Origin of the sequence: Flavobacterium sp. ov086 (assembly GCF_900187965.1) — a bacterium.
Taxonomy (GTDB): domain Bacteria; phylum Bacteroidota; class Bacteroidia; order Flavobacteriales; family Flavobacteriaceae; genus Flavobacterium.
The window spans coordinates 12,930-35,667 of sequence record NZ_FZNL01000005.1 but is presented as its reverse complement, the minus strand read 5'-3'; the positions used below and the strand labels follow the sequence as shown (position 1 = coordinate 35,667).

Here is a 22,738-nt window from a genome sequence, read left to right as displayed (position 1 = left end):
TACAACAAAAAAAATCAAATTATGTACAGTTCTAATTCAGCCTTTAGACTCTTAATAAGACCCTGCATTGGTTTTGCTGTATTCATAACTCTACACATTACAATACCTCCCTCTACAGATGCTACCAATTTGAAAGCAAAAACTACTGGATCAAGTTTATTAGAAAATTCGCCAATATTGATTCCTTCCTGAAGCAAAGCAGTTAATTCCATCTGACCGTTTCTAAATACTTTGGCAACTTTCTCTTTTATAAAAGGATAATTATCATCTGCCTCAACTGCTGCATTAAAAATTGGACATCCTCCGGAAATATACGTTTCAATAGGATTCTTATAAAAATCTAAAAAGGCAAATATTTTACCTTTAATCGTTTTCCCGCTATAAACCGCAGCTCTGATTTTGTCTGAAACCATCTTAAGCGATAAATCAATTACTTGCTCAGACAAATCTTCTTTATTTTCAAAATGGCCATAAAGACAACCTTTTGTTAACTTTGTAGCTTCGAGAATATCGTCTATATTCACTCCTGAAATACCTTTCTCATTATAAAGAGGTATTGCAGTTTCAAGTATAAATTGTTTTGTTCTTTCTGCCTTTGTTAGCATTGTAGTTTATAAATTATAGTGCAAATATACTAAAAAGTATATTTAATAATCAAAAAAAAAATATTATTATCAATTTGGAATGTTTCCTAAGATGAAAATTATAGTGGAAATATCTAAAAATAAGGCAAAACCGTTTTCTATTAAAAAAAACACTCCTTTTCAGGATTTATTAATTAAAAATTTCCTGCAATTAAGCTCCTGTCCTCTTCTACAAAAAGTGGTGGTATTCAAATCATTTAAAAATATTTTCATCCTTTATAAAATAATTTTATCTTCACTCCCAACCTTTCTTAATAAACTATACTCTATATATAAAAGAGAAATTATAATGTCTCTGATTTTTAATTACTTTTCAGAATCGAACTTTATACCTAAATATGAAAAACATTTACTTATCTGTCTTCTTTTATCATTTAAAATTACAGGATATTGATGATTATAAAGAATTGTCTAAATCCTTTAAAGTTCTTAATTGTATATAGTAATTACGTAATTTTTAACAATCAAAAAAACTAATAATCATGAAACTAAAAGTCGTATTTGCTTTACTACTCTTCACATCATTATCTCAGGCACAAACCAAGATAATCGCACACAAGAGCCACAGCGGATCTAACAGCTCCTTTGCAAAGGCATACAAGAATAATTTGTTTGATATAAGTCGTTCCAATTTTGGAATAGCGAATACATACATTCGCAGATTAGATACCATTATTGCCGTAAACAATTCTATAACTATAGTAAAATATAGACAGTCTAAAGAAAAGTACGAGCCTGGAGCACAATTTAGAGATTTAAAAAAAATAGATTTTACACATCTAACTGATACACTTATCAATGATCCTATATTAAATAAAAAAAATACAGTAAAATTTATCAAATCCTCAAAGAAAATACTGTACAATACTCCTACTAATGAAGTCGTATTCATTGGCTTCAAAAATAAATAAACCTTAAATGAGAAAATCAGGATTTTTCGCGTACCAAATACTTCTAATATTTTCATTACTAGGAGTGTTATTTGTGCCTTTTTCTTTTCGATATCTTGATTTTCAATCTAAAATAACAAAACTTTTTTTTGAAGATTTAATTCACCTTATTACTTATAATTTCAAAGAAATTACAATTGCAAATTCTGAAATCACATCAGATTCTGCAACCTTATATTTGCTGTTTATTATACTGTTTCTGATTGCTGTAATTGCAGTTTCAATCCTTTCTTTTTTTGATTTTTGGAAAACGCACAAGAATTTTATTTTCAAAGTAATTCAAATAATATTGACGTATTATCTTGCCTGCATTATGCTCAAATACGGTTTTGATAAAATCTTTAAAGTGCAATTCTATCTTCCGGAACCTAACACTTTATACACGCCTTTGGGAATGCTCGATAAAGACATTTTGTTTTGGAGCACTATGGGAACTTCCTATAGTTACAATATTTTCATGGGTTTAACAGAGGTTATTCCTGCTTTGATGTTGCTTTTTAACAAAACAAGGGTTCTTGGTCTTTTTATTCTTTTGGGAGTTTTAATAAATGTTGTTTTTATCAATTTTGGATTTGATATTTCGGTAAAATTATATTCCTTATTCTTACTGCTAATTTGTTTTTTATTGCTTTCGCCGAATTTGAAAAAGATCATTCAATTTTTTATATCGAACAAACCAGTTGTATTATCTCGTCTTGAAGGTTCAGCCTTAATTACTTCTAAGCCCATAAGAATTACTATAAAAACATTAGTATTTTTTTTCCTTTTCATGGAGTCTGTTTTTCCATACGTTCAAAAAGAAAATTTTAATGACGACAAAATTGCTCGAAATCCGTTGTATGGTGCTTACGAAGTTGTAAAAACAGAAAAGAAGCAAGTGGAGAAAAATTCTGTAAATCTGAAAATAAAACGCATCTTCATTCATCGGAATAATTATTTTATTTTTCAATATACAGATGACACAATGGAAGATTTTCATTTAGAAATCAATGAAACTGAAAATCAATTTACATTAACCAATTACGATGGTCAGAAAATAAAATTACAATACAAATACTCGGAAAATTCAAAAACATTAGAAATTTATTCCCCAGAATTGGGCATTACTATTTATTCTAAATCACTGCCTTGGAGAAAGCTCCCATTATTACAACCTCTTTTTCATTGGACAGTAGATGAAATCCATTAAAAACAATAGATTTTAATTAACATTGAATAAAAATCTAATTATGAAAAACTTCAAGATATTTTTTATCCTAATTCTGTTTTCACAATTATCCTTTGCACAAAACAGAATAGTATACGGGACCGTTATGGATAGTCTGGGACTTCTAATTCCGGGAGCAAATATCTTAATTGAAGGAACAAAAACAGATGTGCAAAGCGATTTTGAGGGTCGTTTTTCTATTAAAGTGAATTCAGATCAATTCTTAATTTTTACTTATATGGGATTTTTTCGCCAAAGAGTTAGTGCAGCTAAAAATGATATTGAAGTGATAATGCAAATGGATCATTCACATGAGAACGAATGCATAGTTCCGCCAATACCTGTAAAAAGAGAAAAATTTCGTAATGCTATTACAACTATTTCCGCCGAAGATTTAAAAAACTCCAATGATCCAAAATACAATTTCAAGAGAGATTATTACAGCCCTCTTATTTTTATTTTAGACTATGGTTTGAAAAAACCAGATTATGAATTTCAACTAAAATATAAAATAAGTTATGCGCCAATTCAGGATCGTAGTCCTGAATATGTAAAAGCGTACAATAAACTGACTTTTAAACATTTAAAAAAGAAATATAAAAAAAGCTGGCAATCTGAGATTAGAAAAGACGCTATTGGATTAAATGAATTTTTAGGAATAGATTAATTTTCCAGGCAAAATAAATTTACATCTATTTGTGTTAACAGAAAAATTTTAGGACGATACTATTGATCGTTAAAAACCACGGCATTTTAATACAAAATACCGTGGACTTTTTTATAATTACTCTTTATGATAAGGACATCCTGACGCTGATGCTGAAGATTCATATTTTTTAGAATCCGGAAATTGCTCTTCGATTAAACGTTTCTGATCAAGAGGTACATCTTCGATTTTACGAAGCGTATTAACTTGTATATGTGGCCAGCTTGTAGTACCTCCATCATCTCCAAAATCAAATTCAAAAAATATAACTTGCTCATACTGCAACTGAAGAATTTCTTTACCGTCTTCTAAAACAGTTTCTATCCACATGCGCGTATTCATTTCGACTGTAGGAACAAAACGATTTACAAACGGAACATTTAATATCCCTCCTTGTGCTCCGGTTTTATTTTTGGATGACATTTCAATAAGGACATAATTGATTATGTTATCTCCTTTATTGGTATCCCGAAGACGTAAATCAGGCCTTACTGAATAAGGATATAAGGGATCTGCAAGTATTCGCTGTGTATAGATTTTATTTTCTCCGAAATCATTAATATCATTAAGTTTTTCGAACACCCAATCAGGTGCGGGTTTGTCAAGGTTAATAGGGTCTTTTTCGCTCGCACCGGCTCCTCCCATGGTTTTCGAAAGCGAAAGATGATCATATTTCCAGGCAGCATCGCCCTCTGGAAATGGTGGCGGACCTTCGAATAAGAATTTTTTATCCTTTTTACCCGCATTATTTCGAACCAAATCTCCTAACAAAGTTATGGTACTTCCATGCGGAATTACTCCACTTCTGGAAATAGAATAATCCGGTATGAAATATTGCCCAGTTTGACCCGCTCCAACTTTAAGCTCTTTGGCTGCGATAATTTCGTAATATTTTCGTCCATTTAAATTTTCCTGCGTTACATATTCTTTTTGACCAAGGTCATTTAGAATTAGAAAAAGGGTTTCGTCCTGATATCCGCTTTTATATAAATCTTTGTTGGGATTAGTCGGTGATACAGCATGCACACCGCGATCATCCTTAATCGTTTTTTCGGTGGCAGCATAATTAAACACATCGCTAAGCCATAAATACATCCCATTCTCCTCATGAATTGGAGTGTATTGCAAAGCTTCCTGACCTTCAACAGTAGTTACGCTTTTAATGCTTTGGTCGTATTTTACAGCTCCGCAAAATTGTTCATTTGCCCCACCGCGATTACGAACTCCGCCAGGAACCAAATCAAATGTTAGTTTTTCTATATATTCCTGACATTCAAAACTATATTTTCCGGGAATTGTTCCTGCATTTGTACCCGGCGAAGGCATAATGGTAGTATGTATACCAGTTCCATTTAATTTTCTTTGGCTTTGTGCGCTATTGTTATAACTCACCCAAGTTCCTTGTAATACTTTTAAAATACCATAATCTACATTGTTTACTATTTTCTGTAAATTATCTTCATAAAAAGGTCTAATTGGATCTTCAATTTGAACTTTTGAATATCCCGTCATCAATTTATCTAATGTCACTTTATTGTCCTCCTGTAAAGCTCCCGGAAAGACTTCTTTTCTATTTTCAACTGAATTTAAGTTTGCCTGAGCTAAGTTTATCTCATCTTCAGCATTTTTACGTTTTAGCATAATATCTTTTTTATAATTAATAATCCCTACACCCAAAGGCAGATAATACATCACCCTTTTTTAAGAAATTGATTCGATTTACCAACCCAAATAATACGTTTCAGGTATCCAGAATGGACGATCAAGTCCAAAATATTCCTGAAGCATTTTCTCTGCTTCACAAAAAGCACCTTCTACCCAACCCTGCTGATCAGAATATGCTTCTCCGCAAATATGAATTTGTTCATTTGTATCTGGTTTTCTCATGTACGGCATAACATTTTTAACAGAGTACCCGGCTTTCCAGGCATGATAACCTGCGCCAAAAGGATCATCTGTCCAATCTTTAAAATAAGTTACATAAGGTTCCGGTATCGTTACATCTGCACCGTGCAATTCGCGAAGCTGATTCATCAATTCGCCAACCATTAATTTAGTAGCCTGAACATCATTTAGTTGATGCAACTCTTTTAACGAAGCTGATTTATTAGGTTTTACCTCAAAAAGGACTTTATCATCAGAAAGTGCTTTCCAGAAGGTTTCTGTTTCCATATCTCCATAACTTCCCAACAACATTGAATTCTGATTTTCAGGATCTGTTCCAAAATAATAACATTGTCTCATAGGTAAATCGGTAATAGAATGTCCAGAGTCAATTCCTAATTCTTTCCACCATGGATATTCAAAGCCCATTAATATTTTAAAAGCGGGTTCCATAATTACAGAACGAATGTTTTTATTGATAACGGAGTTTTCATTTACATTAAAAAAGAAATTATTCTGATCTAAAAGTTCCAAAGATCTTCTCGGCATAGCCAAAACGATATTATTGGCGTATACATGCCAGATACTGTTTGTTTTCAGATTTAGAAACGTCAATTGGTATTTATGCGTTTTCACGGAATGTTCTTTGGTAAAAGTCACCAGTTTATTTTCAGACCAGATGCAGGCGCCTTCATTGTCCATATAAGAATTGGCTAATGCATATGCGATACTATCATATCCTTCTTCGATAGTTTTATAAATTGTTCCTGCCGAAAAATCGCCCACCATATAAGGGAAAGCTTCGGCTGAGTTCCAATTTATCGTATTGGAATAATAACCTCCGGCATTCGCCAAAAATTCATATCCTTCCTGCGAAACCTGATCCTTGATTAAATTCCAAAAACCAAGATCATTTACTTTACGTTTGTCGTAAGGAGAATTAGGGAAATTATAAACCAATTTGGGTTTTATATCATCCCAATCCCTACTATCCAATTCAAAACTATAATCGTAAATAGTACTTCCTTTTATGATTTTCTTTCCAAAATTTTCCGCAACCCACGGATCAGCCATTAAAACATCGTAGATAATTTTATTAAAAAGCTGATCTGAACTAAACCCAAAATCATTTTCATTTAGATAATATCGGGTTGGCAATTTTTTATCTACTGCCTGAGCAACATTCCAGTCGTCTTGTTTAAAACGCTCTTTTCTAAGATACATTAACAACTTTGACGGATCGCCCATAGGAAACGGCACTGGTGTCATGATATCTTTTAGAATAGGAATATGTTTGCCGGGTTCCCCCGGAGGTACATACCCTTCAATCAATGTGGTTACAATTTTTTGGGAAGTCAGGTAGCGCATTCCTCCTAACTCTCCCCAAAAATTCATTCCCGGCATAACAACAGATTCCAGTCTTCCGCCTAGTTTACTGTTCATGTCAAAGATTTGCACCTGATCAGCGGTATGTTTTTTATCAGTTACCAGACGATAAGCAGTATACAGTCCAGAAGTTCCGGCGCCAATAATAGCAGTTTCGATTTTTAAATCAGGACTCATTCCTGAATTTAACGGAGTATTTTTGTTCATAATATTGTGCGTTTTAAATTGCTCTAAAATATTTGTATCCTAATTGAAATGGGGTAATATCAAAATCTGTATGTCCGTCTAAAGCAAGATCTGACATGATTTTTCCTAAAAACGGAGTGAATTTCGCAGCCCATCCTGTAGCATATAGCACAATGTTTTTATGGTTTGGTACATAGCTTGGGGCAAAATCAATCAACAATTCTTTATTTGCAATTTTACTCAGTGCAATAAGACATGTTGAAGTATATTCTGGTTCTGTGCTTAATCCTGTCATATGTTGTTTTACCCAATCGGACGTATATCCTAATTCTTGCGGATTAGGAATTAAAGTTCTGTCACTTGGTTCTTGAAGAGGATCAATAACAAAATCCGGTGCAACCCGAATGTATTCCGGATGGTCCCAATCGACGGATGGAAACCCATAAAACTGATTGCCATTTTCGCCTATTGCATTTTGAAAGACAAACCATGTTGGGTATTGAATACCAGGATCTGCTTTTTTGAAATAGGCCGAAGACATATTCCAATACGTAGCTTCTATTTTAAAATCCAGAAGATTGATTACACTATTAATGTAAGGACCGGGAATAATGGCTATTTTTTTAGCGATATAAATCCCGTTTGGAGTGGTAAGTTCAAAAAGTTCCCCCGACTGTTTAATTATCAGTACCGGAGAATTCTCTTCTAATTGAACCGTTTCTTCTTTTTTGCACAACTCTAAAAGCGTCTCATTTGTCGCTTTAAAATTAATGCTGGCTCCATCAGCCTGAAACAATCCGGTATAGTTTTCCGGTAAGTTTTTAAAATGATACTTTTCTTCGATTTCCTTCGCTGTTAGCGTTGTATAAGGAACTCCCAATGCCTTTAATGCTTCTTCGGCTTCAGCAATATTACCTTCTGTCGAATGTACTGCGGGATCTCCAAACCAAAGCGTGCCTACTTTATCGAGTAATGCAGTGTCAGTTTCTTTTTCCAGCGCGTCCCAATAAGGCTGCGCATCTAATGCCATTTGTACCATATATTCTTGTGGATATGGAATTCTAAACTGGCGCGAAACTCCTGCAGAACTCCCTAACTGGTTCACAAACGTAAATTGCTCCAATACTAAGGTTTTTGCTTTTCGTTTGCCAAGATGGTATGCTGTGGCAAGACCTATTGGACCGCCACCAATAACGATAACATCATAATTTTCTGTGTTCATAGTTTTGTTTTATAGTAGATTTTGGATATGTTTTTAGAACAATAACTAAGTATTGCCATGAATCTAAATTACTCGAGATACAAAATCAATTATAAAAAAATGGCACAAAACGGAGATTTTGAGTCACAAAACAAGTTATACATTGTATGAAATAGGCTACAACATAAAAAAGCACAAAGTCCGGAGACATTTGTGCCTTTTTATTGCATTATTTAGAAAATCAAAAAAAAGCTCCCTTATCTTTAAGAAAAGGGAGCTTCATTATATTTATTTTGAAAAAATCTAACGCCAGCCAAGCTCTGGAGCTATATATTTTAGAATACTTGAAAGTATATGTACATTATAGTCAACGCCCAATGTGTTAGGTATTGTCAACAACAAAGTATCGGCTTCCTGAATAGCTTCATCCTCTGCCAGCTCTTTGATGAGTTTTTCAGGCTCTGCGGCATAACTCTTCCCGAAAATTGCTCTTTTATCTCGTTCAATATTACCAAAACTATCAGAACCTCTGCCCTGATCACCAAAATAATATTTGTCCTGATCGTTTACCAATGCAAAAATAGAACGGCTTACTGAAACTCTCGGTTCATAAGGATGTCCGGCTTTTTTCCAGGCTTCTTTATATATCCTGATCTGTTCGGCCTGTTGGATATGAAAAGGTTTTCCGTTTTCGTCATACTTCAAGGTAGAACTTTGCAGATGCATTCCGTTTTCGGCTGCCCAAACGGCAGTAGCATTAGATGCAGCTCCCCACCAGATTCGTTCGCGTAATCCTTCAGAATGTGGTTCAAGACGCAATAAACCCGGCGGATTTGGAAACATCGGAAACGGATTTGGCTCTGCAAACCCCTCACCTTTTAACTTGTCCAAAAAATCCAACGCTTTTTGGCGTCCCATATCAGCATCTGTTTCACCCTCCTTAGGTTCATAACCAAAAGTGCGCCAGCCGTCAATAACTTGTTCCGGTGATCCTCTGCTGATTCCTAATTGTAAACGTCCTCCTGAAATTAAATCAGCAGCACCGGCATCTTCCACCATATACAATGGGTTCTCATATCGCATATCGATAACACCTGTTCCAATCTCAATTTTACTCGTTTTAGCACCAATAGCCGAGAGTAAGGGAAAAGGCGATGCCAACTGCGTTGCAAAATGATGTACCCGGAAATAAGCACCGTCCAAACCAATTTCCTCCGCAGCAACTGCCAAATCGATCGACTGAAGCAATGTATCGGCTGGTGTACGAGTCTTATAGGAAGGATGATTGGCCCAATGCCCAAACGATAAAAATCCTATTTTCTTCATAGATAGCATTGTTATAATTTATAATCCCAAATATACGAATCATTATTAATGTAACTACAACATTTGTATAGAAAAATGTCGTCGTTTAATACCGAGGCTTTCAAGCATAATTCTGTTTTTAATTGTTTATTTCCCTACCGCTTTTTGAAAATGAGCAGGATAACGATCTCCTTGTATTATGGTTTGAGAAAAAGCGTCATCAATTTTTTTAACATCATCTGCAGTCAGATCAATTGAAGCTCCTCCAATATTCTCTGTTAATCGGTGCGATTTTGTTGTTCCCGGAATTGGTGCTATCCAAGGCTTTTGTGCTAAAAGCCAGCCTAATGCAATTTGTGCAGGAGTCGCATTTTTTTGAGAAGCAATTACAGATAATAGATCAATTAATTTTTGATTTGCTTTTCTGTTTTCTTCACTGAAACGAGGTAAATTATTTCTGAAATCCGTACTTTCAAAACTTGTGTTTTCAGTAATTGCTCCCGTTAAAAATCCTCTTCCTAATGGACTAAAAGGTACAAAACCAATTCCTAATTCTTCAAGTGTTGGTAGAATTTCTAATTCAGGTTCTCTCCACCAAATCGAATATTCACTTTGCAAAGCCGTCACGGGCTGAACCAAATGTGCTTTGCGTATAGATTCAACACCAGCTTCTGAAAGCCCAAAGTATTTTACTTTTCCTTCCTGTATAAGATCTTTAACCGTTCCCGCCACATCTTCTATAGGTACATTTTGATCTACTCTGTGTTGATAGAATAAATCAATAACATCTGTTTTTAATCTTCTCAGAGATTCCTCGGCAACTGCTCTGATATTTTCCGGTCTGCTATCTTGTCCGTTAAAAGCATTTCCATCTTTAAAACCAAATTTTGTAGCAATAACGACTTCTTTTCTAAAAGGACTCAAAGCCTCTCCTACCAACTCTTCATTGGCAATTCCATAAGCTTCGGCAGTATCAAAAAAGGTAATTCCTTGTTCGTATGCTTCTCTAATTATTTTTATCGCTTGCTGTTTGTCCGTCGCAGCGCCATAAGCAAAACTTAAACCCATGCATCCTAATCCTAATGCAGAAACTTCTAATCCTTGTGTTCCTAATATTCTTGTTTTCATCTTAGTATTTTTTTATATTTATAGGTATAAACATTATAACAGTACAAATTTCCTTCAATACTAAGCGGTTTTTATAATACATATTACGGTAATTATTACCATTTTTACTGATCTGGGCAATCGCTTTAACTTACTAAGGATCTGAATATTATATTTGTGCTATAAATTTAAAGAATCCAAAAATGGAACGCATTATAAAAGTTGAAAAAGTTTCACAATACAATGATCTTAAAGGAGTTGAAACGCAACATCCCTTAATAAGTGTTTTCGATAATTCAGCAACAAAAGCATTGCCAAATAATAACCGTATGCATTTTGGTCTTTATGCCATTTTTCTAAAAGGTGGAAAATGCGGTGAATTAAAATACGGACGTAATAATTATGATTATGACGAAGGAACAATGGTTTTTATTGCTCCGGGGCAGGTTCTGGAAGTTAACAATCCAGATGATTATCTGCCAACAGGAATGACGCTGGTATTTCATCCTGACTTAATAAAAGGAACTGCTTTGGCGAAGCAAATGAGCCAATATTCTTTTTTTTCTTATGATTCTCACGAAGCGCTTCATTTGTCTTTGAAAGAGCAGCAGATTATTAAAGATTTATTTGATAAATTACAATACGAATTGGATCAGTTTATTGACAAACACAGTAAAAGTATTATAGCCAATACTATAGAACTACTGCTTAATTATTGTATTCGTTTTTATGACAGGCAGTTTATCACTCGCGAAAATGTCAATACTGATACACTCTCAAAATTTGAGAACTTACTAAATGATTATTTCTTAAGTGATACAGTACAGGAGATTGGTCTTCCGTCTGTGGGTTATTTTGCAGATCATTTGCATCTTTCTCCAAATTATTTTGGTGATTTAATTAAAAAAGAAACCGGTAAAACGGCACAGGAATATATTCAATTGAAACTAATTAATCTGGCGAAAGAAAGAATTTTTGATACTGATAAATCTATGAGTCAAATAGCCTTTGAACTGGGCTTTAAATACCCGCAGCATTTTAATCGGATGTTCAAAAAAAATACAGGATACACACCTATAGAATATAGAAATCTCAATTAAAGAATTTTATTGTAAACCTCTAAGATTAAAAGAAATTGGTGATTTGTCTATTATCCAAATCTTCCAGTTTCTGTTTTATTTCACCGTAAGTGTAAATTCATTAGACGAAGCAATCTTTTTTTTCTTGTTTATTTTCATTGTAAAAATAAAAACTGACAGGGCTAAATTTTTACTTTCATAAGAACAATTTGTTTTTGGTTGTTTTATAATAATATAAAGTATAGTTTACAAATTTGATTAAGAAAACAAAACATAAAAATTTCACTCCTCTCCCAACCTTTTTAGATTTTGATGCATCTATATAATAAAGAGGACAAAAAAACTATAATAAATGCCACATATGAATAGATATAACTTCGTCTTATTATCAATTATTCTGTTTTCAAATTTAAGCTGTGCACAAAATACCGAATCTATTTCTATAAAAGATCCTATTATAGATTCTACTTTAACAATTTATACCAATGCCGGTTATGAGGGTCCTCTTTATATCAGAAACAAAAACTATATTGTTTTTCAGAAAAATGCCTATGAACGAAAAATTCTAAAAAACGCAGATATTACATCCTTTATATTACCGAAAAATAATTATGAAGGTCTTTTTGCTTTTGACAAAAACGGTGTTTATTATAATGGCGATTTTGTAGCAACTGATACAACCGGATTTAAATTCATTGCCGAAATTATGAGGGCAAATCGTCAAGCCGGTATCAATGTTGTATGGAGAACAAAACATAAAATCTTCAGAAATAATATAGAAATTAAAGAAGATATCGATATCGAAAGTTTTAGAACTACTGGTTATAGGGTAACTCGATACTTTAAGGATAAAAATTACCTCTATTGCGATTTCAAAAAAGTAAAGAATGCTGATTTGAGTTCCCTTTCGGAGTCATCCGGTGATTTAATTTATGACAAAAAATTTGTTTACATTGACGGAAAAATAGCAATGCATAATGGAGATACACTTCGTTCTGTAAATGATTTTTTGATGAAAACTTCAAAAGAAGTACTAACATTATATGAGCGCAAAGTTATTCCTTACATCGATGCAAAAACTCTTAGTCGTTTGTCAAGGTTTTACTGTGTAGATAAAAACTTTGCGTATATCAGAGACCAAAAAACTGCCGTAACAGGAAAAAATGCAAAACATATTAAAGTTTGGGATCAGGTGAACAGTGCCTACATTTCAGATGGCAAAAATGTATATCGCGACGCCAGTCCTATTAAATTGGAAGTTGATGCTAAATCTTTTGGAATGGTTGCGTCTTCGGATTATTATTTTGACAAAAGCGGTATTTACGAACGAGAATGGGATGACAAAGAAAAAAAATCTTATGCTGCGAAATTTCCTTTTAGTTATACAAAAAAAATTACGAACAATAACACATTTCTTAGCCGTGATTATAGATATCTAATCTATGAAAATCAAGCTTGTGATCGCTCAAGAAAAAAAATGTATGAAAATCTCTCTCAGGAGCAAATCAATGTAGCAAAAAGCGACAAACTAAAAATACTTAATACTACTGACAAAATTGAGGAAAAAAAGATTTACGAAAACCAGCTGTATAAAGCCAACAATAAAATATACATTAATGGTACGGAAACAACAGCAGATGCGGAAACGTTTGAAAGGATTCTGGATTTTTATAAGGACAAAAATAATGTTTACAGCTATAGAGATCAAAAGCTTATTCCTGTTAAGGGTCTGGATGCAAAAAGTGTTAAGCCATTCTTTAATTTCCTGACAGATAATGATTATATCTACTACGGTACCAATAAAGTAATCAAAAATAAAAATCCTGAAATATTAGCAATTATAACAGGAAACAGGTCCGGATGTGGTTTCGACACTACACCTCCTTCTAATTATTATATACTTAAAAATGATGAAGGGTATTGGCTGGCTCTTATTTCAAATAAAGCCATAATTAAATTTTTAGGAAATAAACGTATTGAAGGCATAGGAAATATTGATCCTCTATATACTTCACCGCCAATAGTCACGCCTGAAAGTATAGAAGAAAACAAGATTTATAATAGAACAGAAGTAGATGTAATGGCAGATTATAAAGGAGGAATAGCTGCACAAGTAAACTTTGTAGATAAAAATTTTATCGCACCAAAAGATAATGGAGAAAAGATTGAAGGAAAGGTTTATTTGTCCTTTGTAATAGAAAAAGACGGAACACTTACTGATGTAAAAGTAATGAGAGACTACGGTTATGGTTCTGGTAAAGAAGCTTTGAGAGTCCTAAATAAAATGCCCAAATGGATTCCGGCACAATTTAAGGGAAAACCCGTCCGGACTTTTAACGCTACTGTATTCACTATCCATTAATAACTAATGAATTATTAAATTCAATTTATAAATAGGATTAAAAAAGTTCCATTCCTATTTATATTTGAAAAATCATACCCTGTAATTCCAATCTTTGTAAAAGAGAATTTATGACAAAAACACTATTCATTATTTTACTTTATTTCGCATCAAATAATTTATTTTCACAAGCCATAACAGGATATACCTTAATCCCTGACGTTAATTTTGAGAAAGCTTTAATTGAGCTGAAATACGATTCTGGAAAGCCTGACGGAAAAGTATTAACCGCTGCTATTACCAATATAAAATCACTAAATATTTCAGAAAAAAACATTTCCAATTTAGCAGGGATAGAAGATTTTGAAGCATTAGATAATTTAGACTGTTCCGGAAATAAATTAACGAAGCTGGGTCTCAGCAAAAATACCGTTTTGACTTTTCTATCTTGTTCAGAAAACAAAATGAGATCATTGAATGTAAGCAAAAATACAGTTCTTAGTGTCTTATTCTGTTACAATAATGAGTTGAAAACTTTAGATGTGACACAAAATGTAAAGCTAACTGACCTAAATTGCTCCAGGAACAAATTAGCAACTTTAGATGTCACACAAAATACAAAGCTAACTGACTTAAGTTGCTACACGAACAAATTAGTAACTTTAGACGTAAGCAAAAACACTAGTTTATACAATTTAATTTGCATCCAAAATCAACTAAAGTCTTTGAACTTAAGTCAAAACAGTACTTTAGAAAATTTACAATGCTATAATAATGAATTGGCTTTTCTGGATTTAAGCCAAAATAAAAAATTAACTAATTTAGAGTGTCAATATAATAAATTAACTCTGTTAAATTTAACTCAGAACATTAATCTGATTTCTATACAATGTCAAGATAATCAATTAACAACCGTAAATTTTTCGCAAAACAATGCCCTTACCAACATAGACTGTCGCAATAATCAATTGACTACGTTGGATGTTAGCGCAAACAAAACTTTGACCGAATTGGCATGTAGTGGGAATCAGTTAAAAAAGTTGGATTTCTCAAATAACCCTTCTTTAAAGGGTTTCGATTGTTCTAATAATCAATTAACTGATTTGAATATTAAAAATTGCCGTTCTATACATTACATATTTACTGAGGAAAATCCCGATCTAAAATGTATTAGTGCAGATTTCGATGGTAAACCTTATGATGGGCGCAATATGTCAGACTTTTCAAAATGCAAAATATCATGTGTAGAAATGGAACCCGGATATACAGTGATTCCAGATGTTAACTTTGAGAAAGCTTTAATTGCATTGAAATATGATTCTGGTGAGCCGGACGGAAAAGTCTTTACTGCTAATATTGCCTCTATAACAGATTTGGATGTTTCAAATTATCAAATTAAAGATCTAAAAGGTTTGGAGGATTTTGTTGCTTTAAAAACGTTGGATTGCTCTGGAAATCTTATTGAAAATCTGGATATCAGCGAATATAAAGCCTTGACAAAACTGATTTGTGCCAAAAATCAAATGAGCTATTTAATTGTCAAAAACAATAAAAATCTGACTGCGCTTTACTGCCAGGAAAATTGGATTGATACTTTAGACATTTCTGCAAATAAGGCCTTAAAAGAGTTAAATTGTGAATCCAATAGTATAGATTTAGATGTTAGTCAGAACAAAGCGTTGCTTACTTTGAGATGTGGTTATAATAACCTGAATCTTTTGGACGTTTCTAAAAACAAAGCACTAACTGAATTAAATTGTGAAAATAATAACCTTACCATTCTAAATGTTTCCGAAAATAAAGCACTGACTACTTTATATTGTGACAATAACTTATTAACTGAATTAAGCGTTATTAAAAATACTTCATTAATTGAATTGGACTGCCATGGCAATCAACTAAAAAATCTGGATTTATCCAAAAACATACGTTTGGATTATGCCGATTGTCAATATAATAAAATAGCAAATTTAGATCTATCCCAAAATATTGCTTTGACAATTTTATACTGTGGAAATAATAAATTAACGGCCTTGGATTTATCTAAAACTCTAATTTTAAATGGGTTGTTTTGCAATAATAATCTATTAACTGCTTTAGATGTAACTCTGAACCCAAAATTAGAAAAACTTTCTTGTGCTACTAATCAATTAACAAGCTTAGATATATCTAAAAATAAAAACCTGCTCACGTTGTACTGCAATGAGAATAAATTAAAAGTACTAGATGTAAGTTTAAATACACTATTGCGTAATTTTAGCTGCGCGTCAAATCAACTAACCGATTTTGATGTCTCAAAAAATAAGGTTTTGTCGTATTTTAAATGTAGTTCTAATAAATTGACCAGTCTAAATACGAGTAAAAATACTCTTTTAATGTATCTTGAATGTAATTCTAATCAATTGAAAGATTTAGATTTAAGTAAAAATACAGCCTTGAAAGAGTTTAGCTGCCAGCAAAATGAATTAGAAAGTTTAGATCTGTCTCATAATCTGCAATTAACCACCGTTTCATGCAAACAAAATAAGTTAAAAAGTCTCGATTTATCCAAAAACACAGAATTATTTAGTTTAACTTGCTCTTCGAATGAATTGACTGCGCTCAATCTCAAAAACGGAAATAATAGTAAAATATCATCTGTTGACGCACTCAAAAACAAAGATCTAAAATGTATTCAGGTTGATAAGGCAACCGCTCCTTCTTCGAAATGGCTTAAAGATCCTGGTGTGCTTTTTTGTACGTCATACCAATAAAACAGAGATAGCGTTACAAATTTAGTCGATTGAGATACCGTAACACCGTAATTATGTTGGAACTTTGTATCCTTTAAAAACGATAATATATGAATACTTTAAAGTTATTAATTGTTGTAACTGGTATTAATATGCATTAAAGGATAATCCGCCAACCGAAAGCCATTTATAAGGAAATATCTAAAACTAAAAATTATGCAGACAATATTAGGTGCAAGTGGACAAATAGGAGAAGAATTAGCAAGAGAATTGAAGCGAAATTTCACTTCAGATATTCGAATTGTAAGTAGAAAAGCAGAAAAAATAAACGATACAGATACTGTGTTTTCTGCAGATCTATCTATTGCAGAGAATGCAATTGAAGCTTTAAAAGGCAGTGAAATAGCCTATTTTACTTTAGGTCTCCCAATGAATTCTGATTTATGGGAAAAACAATTCCCACTTATCACAAAAAACATTATTGATGCCTGTAAAATCAACAAAACAAAATTGGTCTTTTTTGATAATACTTATATGTATCCGCAGGATAGCCGCCTGCTTACCGAGGAAACTATTTTTGCTCCGGTAGGAAAAAAGGGGAAAATAAGAAAAGAAATGACTGAAATGATTTTAAGAGAAATGAAATCAGGTCAATTGGAAGCCGTTATTTGCCGCGCACCTGAATTTTATGGTCCCGGGAAAACACAGAGTATAACCAACACTTTGATTTTTAACAACATAAAAGAAGATAAAAAATTAAAAGTGCTATTGAGAGACGATAAATTAAGAAGTTTAATCTGGACACCTGATGCCAGCCGTGCAACAGCACTAATTGGTAATACTCCTGATGCTTTTGGGCAGACCTGGCATTTACCGATTGATGACAACCGATTAAATTATAGACAATTTATTACTCTTGCTTCAAAAATTTATGGAAAAGAATTAAAGTATTCAATTATACCGAAGTTTGTTTTTAAAATTGGAGCATTATTCGATAAAAGACTGAAAGAATTACAAGAGTTACTTCCCAGATATAAATATGACAATTTATTTGACGACTCAAAATTTAAAAAGCGTTTTCCTGATTTTAAGGTAGTAACTTACAAGCAAGGCATCGAACAGATTAAAAAAGAGCAATTATCAGTCTAAAATTAAATTGCAACTTATTGATGTATAAATCAGAATTGCAAAGTTGGTTTAGTTTCTGAAAAAAAATGAAATATTAATCTTTTATGCTATAAAGAATGTTTTGAAAATCTGTTTTTACCTTGGTTTTATTTTCTTCCGGAGTCCATGAAATAATTCTATAGAAAGCCTTATTTGTTTCTGCAATACCAATAAAATAGTATATAGTTTTCTTTTTCTCTGTATCAAAAATAGTCATATCGGTTTCTATAAAATTTATTGGACCTTTCTTTAAAAACTCCGGAGCTGAAACTTTCCTTTGTTCTTCGTATGTCATATAATCTTTAATTACCGCTTCATAGTAATCGTTAACGGCGTAAGATTCCGGCAGATTATTATTTTTTTTATGGTCATAAATTATATAACCGCGAACATCATTTTTTTCACTTTTATATTCCATTGCCGAATAACTATTTATTCCCGAAGTTTTACTCATATAAACCGGTAAACTAATATTAAAGGTATGACCAGCCTTGTAGGTTACTAATTTCAAGTCTTCGCTGGTAAATTCTTTATCGATAATTTCGACAAACATGTCATTAGATTTTATTACTCCGTCCTGACTGTACATCGTTACCCTTGGAAGTCTCAATCGTCCTGGTCTAATCGCTTTTAAAGAAAACGAAACTTCACTGTAATTTGATTTTGTACTTGTATCAGGGCCACTTTCTACTGTAAAATTTTTACCTTCTATTCCGGCTGAATCAATCTTTTTCTCAATTGTATACGTTATCGATATCGGTTCGTCTATACCATACTTTAATTTGTCAATTTTAATTTTAATTCCCTGTGCCATTACATTATAAGAATGGAACATGATTAAAAAAAGTACCGGCACTAATGTTTTGTAGTTCATGTAATTTTTACTTTATATTTTATAATACTGTTTTGATAATTTAAAAAATCAAGCAGCTGTTTTTCCTTTTAATTAGTCTTTCAAACTGTATAATACCTTTTCGAAATCTGCTTTGAATTTTGTTTTGTTTTTCATCAGTGTATAAAAAACAACTGTGTATAAAGTTGTTTTGGTCTCTGCTGATCCAATAAAATAATAGACTTTCTCGTTAGTTTCGGCATCATGATACGTTATATCTGTTGCTACAAAATTGATGTCTTTACCTTTTTTAATTAGTGGCTGGGATACTGTCTTTTTTTTGGGCATTTTTTTGGAAAAATCAACAATTGTGCTTCCATGATATTTATCAAGCGAAGTATATTTTCCTCCTGATAATTGAATATCTTCCTTTTTTTCAAATGATGTGTAACCAAAAATAGTCTTTGCCGTGTTTCCGTATTGGATTGCTGCAGCATTATTAACGTCAACAGTTCGTTCTAAATATGCAGGCATACTAATATCAAAAGTATGTCCCGCTTTATATTCTTTAAGCGGAGAATTTTCGGTTTTAATTTTATCTTCTATTTGCTTGTCTGTTAATAATGTTCCTGTTACCTGAATAAACATTTCATCTGATCTTATTGGCTTCTCATCAACATGCATTATCAATCGTGGCAAGCTTATTTTTCCAACGTTGAGCGGCTTTATAATATACGAGTAAGAAGTACTTTTTGTACTCTTTCCATTAAGGTAAGTTGTAGAAAGAGATTGTGAAGGTCCTGAAATAATCTTAAATTCACTTTCATCAATTATATCAGCTGAATCAATGCTTTTATCAATTTGATAAGTCACTGTTATATTATCTGTTATATTATAGTCAGATTTGTCTGTGGTGGTTTTTATTTCCTGACCTATTAAATTTAAAGATTGCAGAAATAAGAAAGACAACGTTATTACTTTATAAAACTTCATATTGTATCTATTTTTTGGCTTGGTTTATTTAAACGTCTTATTAAAAACAAAAGTTTTGTTTGCATCTTCGAACTCAATTTCAACATCAATCACAAACTCTGTTTCGCTATAAAGCATCACACAATCATTTACTTCAAAGTCCTTGTTTACAGACGCAAATTCATTAATTGATATCTTTTTTCCTGAAGTATTAAAAACCTTAATATTTCTATACTTCGCATTTTCATCCTCTTGCGTCATTTCTGCCATTTTATTCCCATTTGGATAAAACAGTTCTACAATTTTACCTTTGTCAGTATATGTTACTTTTTGAGCTGCCTTATTGGGGCTTGATTTATAATAATACTGCCATTCACCAAATTTATTATTATCCCGTTTATTTTCTCCTGAAAATTTTATATTTCCATTTTCAAAATACCCGGTCATTTTGCCATTCCTCCGACCGCCTTTATAATTAATTTCAGAAGCTAAAACACCATCTTCATAGTACGATTTGCAAAGCCCGTTTAAACTTCTGTTTCTTAATTGTTCTTCTACTTTTAGTTTTCCATTTTCATAATAAACCAGGTGTTTTGCCGTAACGTCGTTTCTATCATTACTAATTTCTCCATAATCTGTCTGTTCCTTAATTTTCCCATTTTGATAATAGGTTATCCAGCTTCCGGTATTATAATTTTGAAAGACTTCTCTAACATTTTTAGATTCGACCATCTTATAAATCTCTGTTTTTTCTATTTGCCCATTCGGATAATAATAGGTATGTATACTGTCTTTTAATTGTGGATTTTTAGAAACAAATTTTCCAATAAATTTTATTTTCCCATCTTTATAAAAACTTTTCCATATTCCATCTTTGAAGTTTTTTTTATAATACCCTTGTTCTGCAATTTTTCCGTCAAAATAATGAGACTCAAAATAACCGGAGTAATAAGTATTATCGTAATGATATAATTCTGTTATTGAATCTCCGTACACTTTTTTATAACTTTCGTTTTGAGGATAAAGCAGTCGCTCACTTCTTAATTTACCGGTTCTGTCATATTCCCTTTCCATCCATCTGGTATCTTTTCCTTTTTCGTAACCATAAAGATTTTCTTTTTTTATTATACCCGAATCATAAAAATCTGATTGTAAAATCTGATTGTGATCCTTATAAATTTCTCTTATTCTAACCGTTTCATCTTCATTCGTTACTTCATAAATGCCATTTCCTTTTTTATCAATATCTTTTACAACCGCCAATCTGCCGTTTGTAGAATAGCCTCTAATAAAAACAGACCTTCCTTTTTTATCAAATTTTTCTACTTGCGAAATTTTTCCATTTTCAAAAAAGTCTGTGTATGTTCCTGATTTATTTCCGTTTTTGTATGTTCCTTCTGATCTTTTTATTCCGCTTTCATAATATTCCAGCAAGTCGCCATCGAGCTTTCCGTCTTTATAATTTTTAATTACTTTGACTTGTCCTTTATTATAAAATTCTTTTCCAACACCGTTATATTTCCCTTTGATATAATTTTGTTCTTCTGAGATATTTCCCGAAGAATAAAATCGCTGCCATAAACCAGTCTGTAAACCATCTGCATCCAGATAGCCTTTTTCGGTACCATAAACATTATATTTTCGTTCAACGAATTTTGTTTGAGAGAATGAGAGGTTTGCTATAAATAGGAGAATTAGAGTAAATCTTAAATACATTGTTTTTATTTAAATTTTAAAATTTTGTCAGGATAAATAACTGTTCGAATTTTAAGCGAATCATTAATCGGTGAAGTACTCGATCTTTCTTTCCATAATGGCAGAAACTTCACTTGACGGATCATTCACCCTAATTTTGCATTCTATCCAATTATCGTATTCATCGTATTTATATTCGTAGTATTTGTCTAAATAAAGCTGTGTTTTTCTAACTAGTTCTTCGTCTTTTGGCTCAACATGCAGTAAATTGGCAATCAAATCTCCTTGTTTATTGTATTTACGAGTGTAATTATGCACATCTGATAAATAATATTCCTCGGGATATTTTTGAAATATAGTTTCGCTTTCTGCAAAACCATCCTTTGAATTATAGTCATATTTTACAAAACCTATTTCTTCTTTTACCTTCTCGACAATTGTAAAAACGGTGTATTTTAACAAACGATCTTTTTTGTCGTAATCACATACTATTTCTGCTTTTACAGGTTTTCGTTCGTAATTATAGGTTACAATAATGTCTTGTAATTTATACTCTCCGCCAACGCTAATTTTTTTCAACAACCCATTTGAGCCGTATTCAAAATGCCATTTACTCTTCAGATTCTTGTCGTAGAGATCTTCATTTTCACCATCTTCGAGTTTTTTACCTTTGTTTACTGTTCTGTAAAGTACTCTATCTGTAATGTATCTATTGTCTTCATCGTAATTCATACCATAAAGTTCATGTACTGCACCGCGCAATTCGACAGCGCTTTCCCTATATACACTTGTATTGGCTGGTATACGATAAAATTGCTGCGATAGCATCGAAGGATAATCTTGTTTGCTGGTACGTTTGTTTTTATAAATCAAATCGTATTCACTGTACTTATATACATCTAGATCCTCTAATCCTTTTGGTTCTAACTCTAAACTATCGTTAAAAAGACCCATCAAAGATTTTGTCTTTAATCCATACTTGTTATATTCAACAAAAACATTTTCATAATACTTCCCTTTTGGGGTCGCAATCCTGTTTTCATTATTGTATTTATTCTTTAGGTCAATGTATTTTGCCGTTAAATGATAGGATTTTACAGGTCCTTTTAGATTTTCATCTTGCAAATCTGAGTAGAGAATTTTTTGAAGATTATTTTTTGATGCCTGAGAAAAACCTGCAACATTGAGTATTAGAAAAAATAAAATAAGGTTCTTTTTCATTTTTGATATTTACAATTTTGTTTTTGGCAGTAATAAATCTTTTAAGATTGTCTTAACTATTGGGTTTTTAAAAGTAAACAAAAAAAAATTAGACAACACAAAATATTATCAAAACAATAAGAA

General features: G+C 32.3%; 18 protein-coding genes. 7 read left to right on the top strand and 11 right to left on the bottom strand.

What is annotated here, in order from left to right:
- Positions 1-14: 14 nt before the first annotated feature.
- Complete coding sequence (locus CHB81_RS07270; protein ID WP_089351238.1) at positions 15-605, bottom strand: TetR/AcrR family transcriptional regulator; 591 nt, start codon at positions 603-605, stop codon at positions 15-17.
- Positions 606-1,126: 521 nt separating this feature from the next.
- Between CHB81_RS07270 and CHB81_RS07260 the strand changes: the two genes are divergently transcribed.
- Genes CHB81_RS07260 through CHB81_RS07250 form a run of 3 tightly spaced genes read left to right on the top strand, consistent with a single transcriptional unit; the run spans position 1,127 to position 3,468 of the window.
- Positions 1,127-1,555, top strand: a complete 429-nt coding sequence (locus CHB81_RS07260; RefSeq protein ID WP_089351236.1) for a hypothetical protein — start codon at positions 1,127-1,129, stop codon at positions 1,553-1,555.
- Positions 1,556-1,562: 7 nt separating this feature from the next.
- Positions 1,563-2,783: a hypothetical protein gene (locus CHB81_RS07255; RefSeq protein ID WP_141130374.1), complete on the top strand. Its 1,221-nt coding sequence runs from the start codon at positions 1,563-1,565 to the stop codon at positions 2,781-2,783.
- A 40-nt stretch (positions 2,784-2,823) separates the two neighbouring features.
- Complete coding sequence (locus tag CHB81_RS07250) at positions 2,824-3,468, top strand: carboxypeptidase-like regulatory domain-containing protein (protein WP_089351234.1); 645 nt, start codon at positions 2,824-2,826, stop codon at positions 3,466-3,468.
- A gap of 117 nt (positions 3,469-3,585) precedes the next feature.
- Here the strand turns inward: CHB81_RS07250 and CHB81_RS07245 are convergent, their stop codons facing one another.
- The 5 genes from CHB81_RS07245 to CHB81_RS07225 form a co-directional block, all read right to left on the bottom strand.
- A complete protein-coding gene (locus CHB81_RS07245; protein ID WP_089351462.1) occupies positions 3,586-5,148 on the bottom strand; it encodes a peroxidase, FMP-type in 1,563 nt (520 codons plus the stop codon).
- 78 nt (positions 5,149-5,226) lie between these two features.
- Positions 5,227-6,984 carry an FAD-dependent oxidoreductase gene (locus CHB81_RS07240; RefSeq protein WP_089351233.1) on the bottom strand — a complete coding sequence of 586 codons (1,758 nt, stop codon included), beginning with the start codon at positions 6,982-6,984 and terminating at the stop codon, positions 5,227-5,229.
- A gap of 13 nt (positions 6,985-6,997) precedes the next feature.
- A complete protein-coding gene (locus CHB81_RS07235) occupies positions 6,998-8,185 on the bottom strand; it encodes an FAD-dependent oxidoreductase (RefSeq protein ID WP_089351232.1) in 1,188 nt (395 codons plus the stop codon).
- A 282-nt stretch (positions 8,186-8,467) separates the two neighbouring features.
- Positions 8,468-9,490: an LLM class flavin-dependent oxidoreductase gene (locus CHB81_RS07230; protein ID WP_089351231.1), complete on the bottom strand. Its 1,023-nt coding sequence runs from the start codon at positions 9,488-9,490 to the stop codon at positions 8,468-8,470.
- Between the two features lie 126 nt (positions 9,491-9,616).
- The gene (locus tag CHB81_RS07225; RefSeq protein WP_089351230.1) at positions 9,617-10,597 is read right to left on the bottom strand and encodes an aldo/keto reductase; all 981 of its coding nucleotides are present in this window, start codon (positions 10,595-10,597) and stop codon (positions 9,617-9,619) included.
- A 182-nt stretch (positions 10,598-10,779) separates the two neighbouring features.
- On the opposite strand from CHB81_RS07225, the gene CHB81_RS07220 reads away from it, so the two are divergent.
- Entirely contained in the window at positions 10,780-11,676 is an 897-nt protein-coding gene (locus CHB81_RS07220) for an AraC family transcriptional regulator (RefSeq protein WP_089351229.1), read from the top strand.
- 340 nt (positions 11,677-12,016) lie between these two features.
- A complete protein-coding gene (locus CHB81_RS07215; RefSeq protein ID WP_176427498.1) occupies positions 12,017-14,017 on the top strand; it encodes a DKNYY domain-containing protein in 2,001 nt (666 codons plus the stop codon).
- Between the two features lie 139 nt (positions 14,018-14,156).
- Here the strand turns inward: CHB81_RS07215 and CHB81_RS26660 are convergent, their stop codons facing one another.
- Complete coding sequence (locus tag CHB81_RS26660) at positions 14,157-14,483, bottom strand: hypothetical protein (protein WP_141130373.1); 327 nt, start codon at positions 14,481-14,483, stop codon at positions 14,157-14,159.
- 40 nt (positions 14,484-14,523) lie between these two features.
- Here CHB81_RS26660 and CHB81_RS07210 point away from each other — a divergent pair, with 40 nt between their 5' ends.
- Both CHB81_RS07210 and CHB81_RS07205 read left to right on the top strand, forming a co-directional pair.
- On the top strand, positions 14,524-16,749 hold the full coding sequence (locus tag CHB81_RS07210; protein ID WP_141130372.1) for a hypothetical protein: 2,226 nt from the start codon (positions 14,524-14,526) through the stop codon (positions 16,747-16,749).
- A 195-nt stretch (positions 16,750-16,944) separates the two neighbouring features.
- Positions 16,945-17,877, top strand: coding sequence for an NAD-dependent epimerase/dehydratase family protein (locus CHB81_RS07205; protein WP_089351226.1), 933 nt, complete (start codon positions 16,945-16,947; stop codon positions 17,875-17,877).
- Positions 17,878-17,950: 73 nt separating this feature from the next.
- Here CHB81_RS07205 and CHB81_RS07200 read toward each other — a convergent pair whose 3' ends face one another.
- The 4 genes from CHB81_RS07200 to CHB81_RS07185 all read right to left on the bottom strand — a co-directional run bounded on the left by CHB81_RS07200 (position 17,951) and on the right by CHB81_RS07185 (position 22,615).
- Positions 17,951-18,769: a protein BatD gene (locus CHB81_RS07200; protein ID WP_141130371.1), complete on the bottom strand. Its 819-nt coding sequence runs from the start codon at positions 18,767-18,769 to the stop codon at positions 17,951-17,953.
- A gap of 72 nt (positions 18,770-18,841) precedes the next feature.
- Positions 18,842-19,720: a BatD family protein gene (locus CHB81_RS07195; RefSeq protein WP_089351224.1), complete on the bottom strand. Its 879-nt coding sequence runs from the start codon at positions 19,718-19,720 to the stop codon at positions 18,842-18,844.
- Positions 19,721-19,744: 24 nt separating this feature from the next.
- Positions 19,745-21,415, bottom strand: a complete 1,671-nt coding sequence (locus CHB81_RS07190) for a toxin-antitoxin system YwqK family antitoxin (RefSeq protein ID WP_089351223.1) — start codon at positions 21,413-21,415, stop codon at positions 19,745-19,747.
- A gap of 63 nt (positions 21,416-21,478) precedes the next feature.
- The gene (locus CHB81_RS07185; protein ID WP_089351222.1) at positions 21,479-22,615 is read right to left on the bottom strand and encodes a hypothetical protein; all 1,137 of its coding nucleotides are present in this window, start codon (positions 22,613-22,615) and stop codon (positions 21,479-21,481) included.
- Between the last annotated feature and the right edge of the window lie 123 nt (positions 22,616-22,738).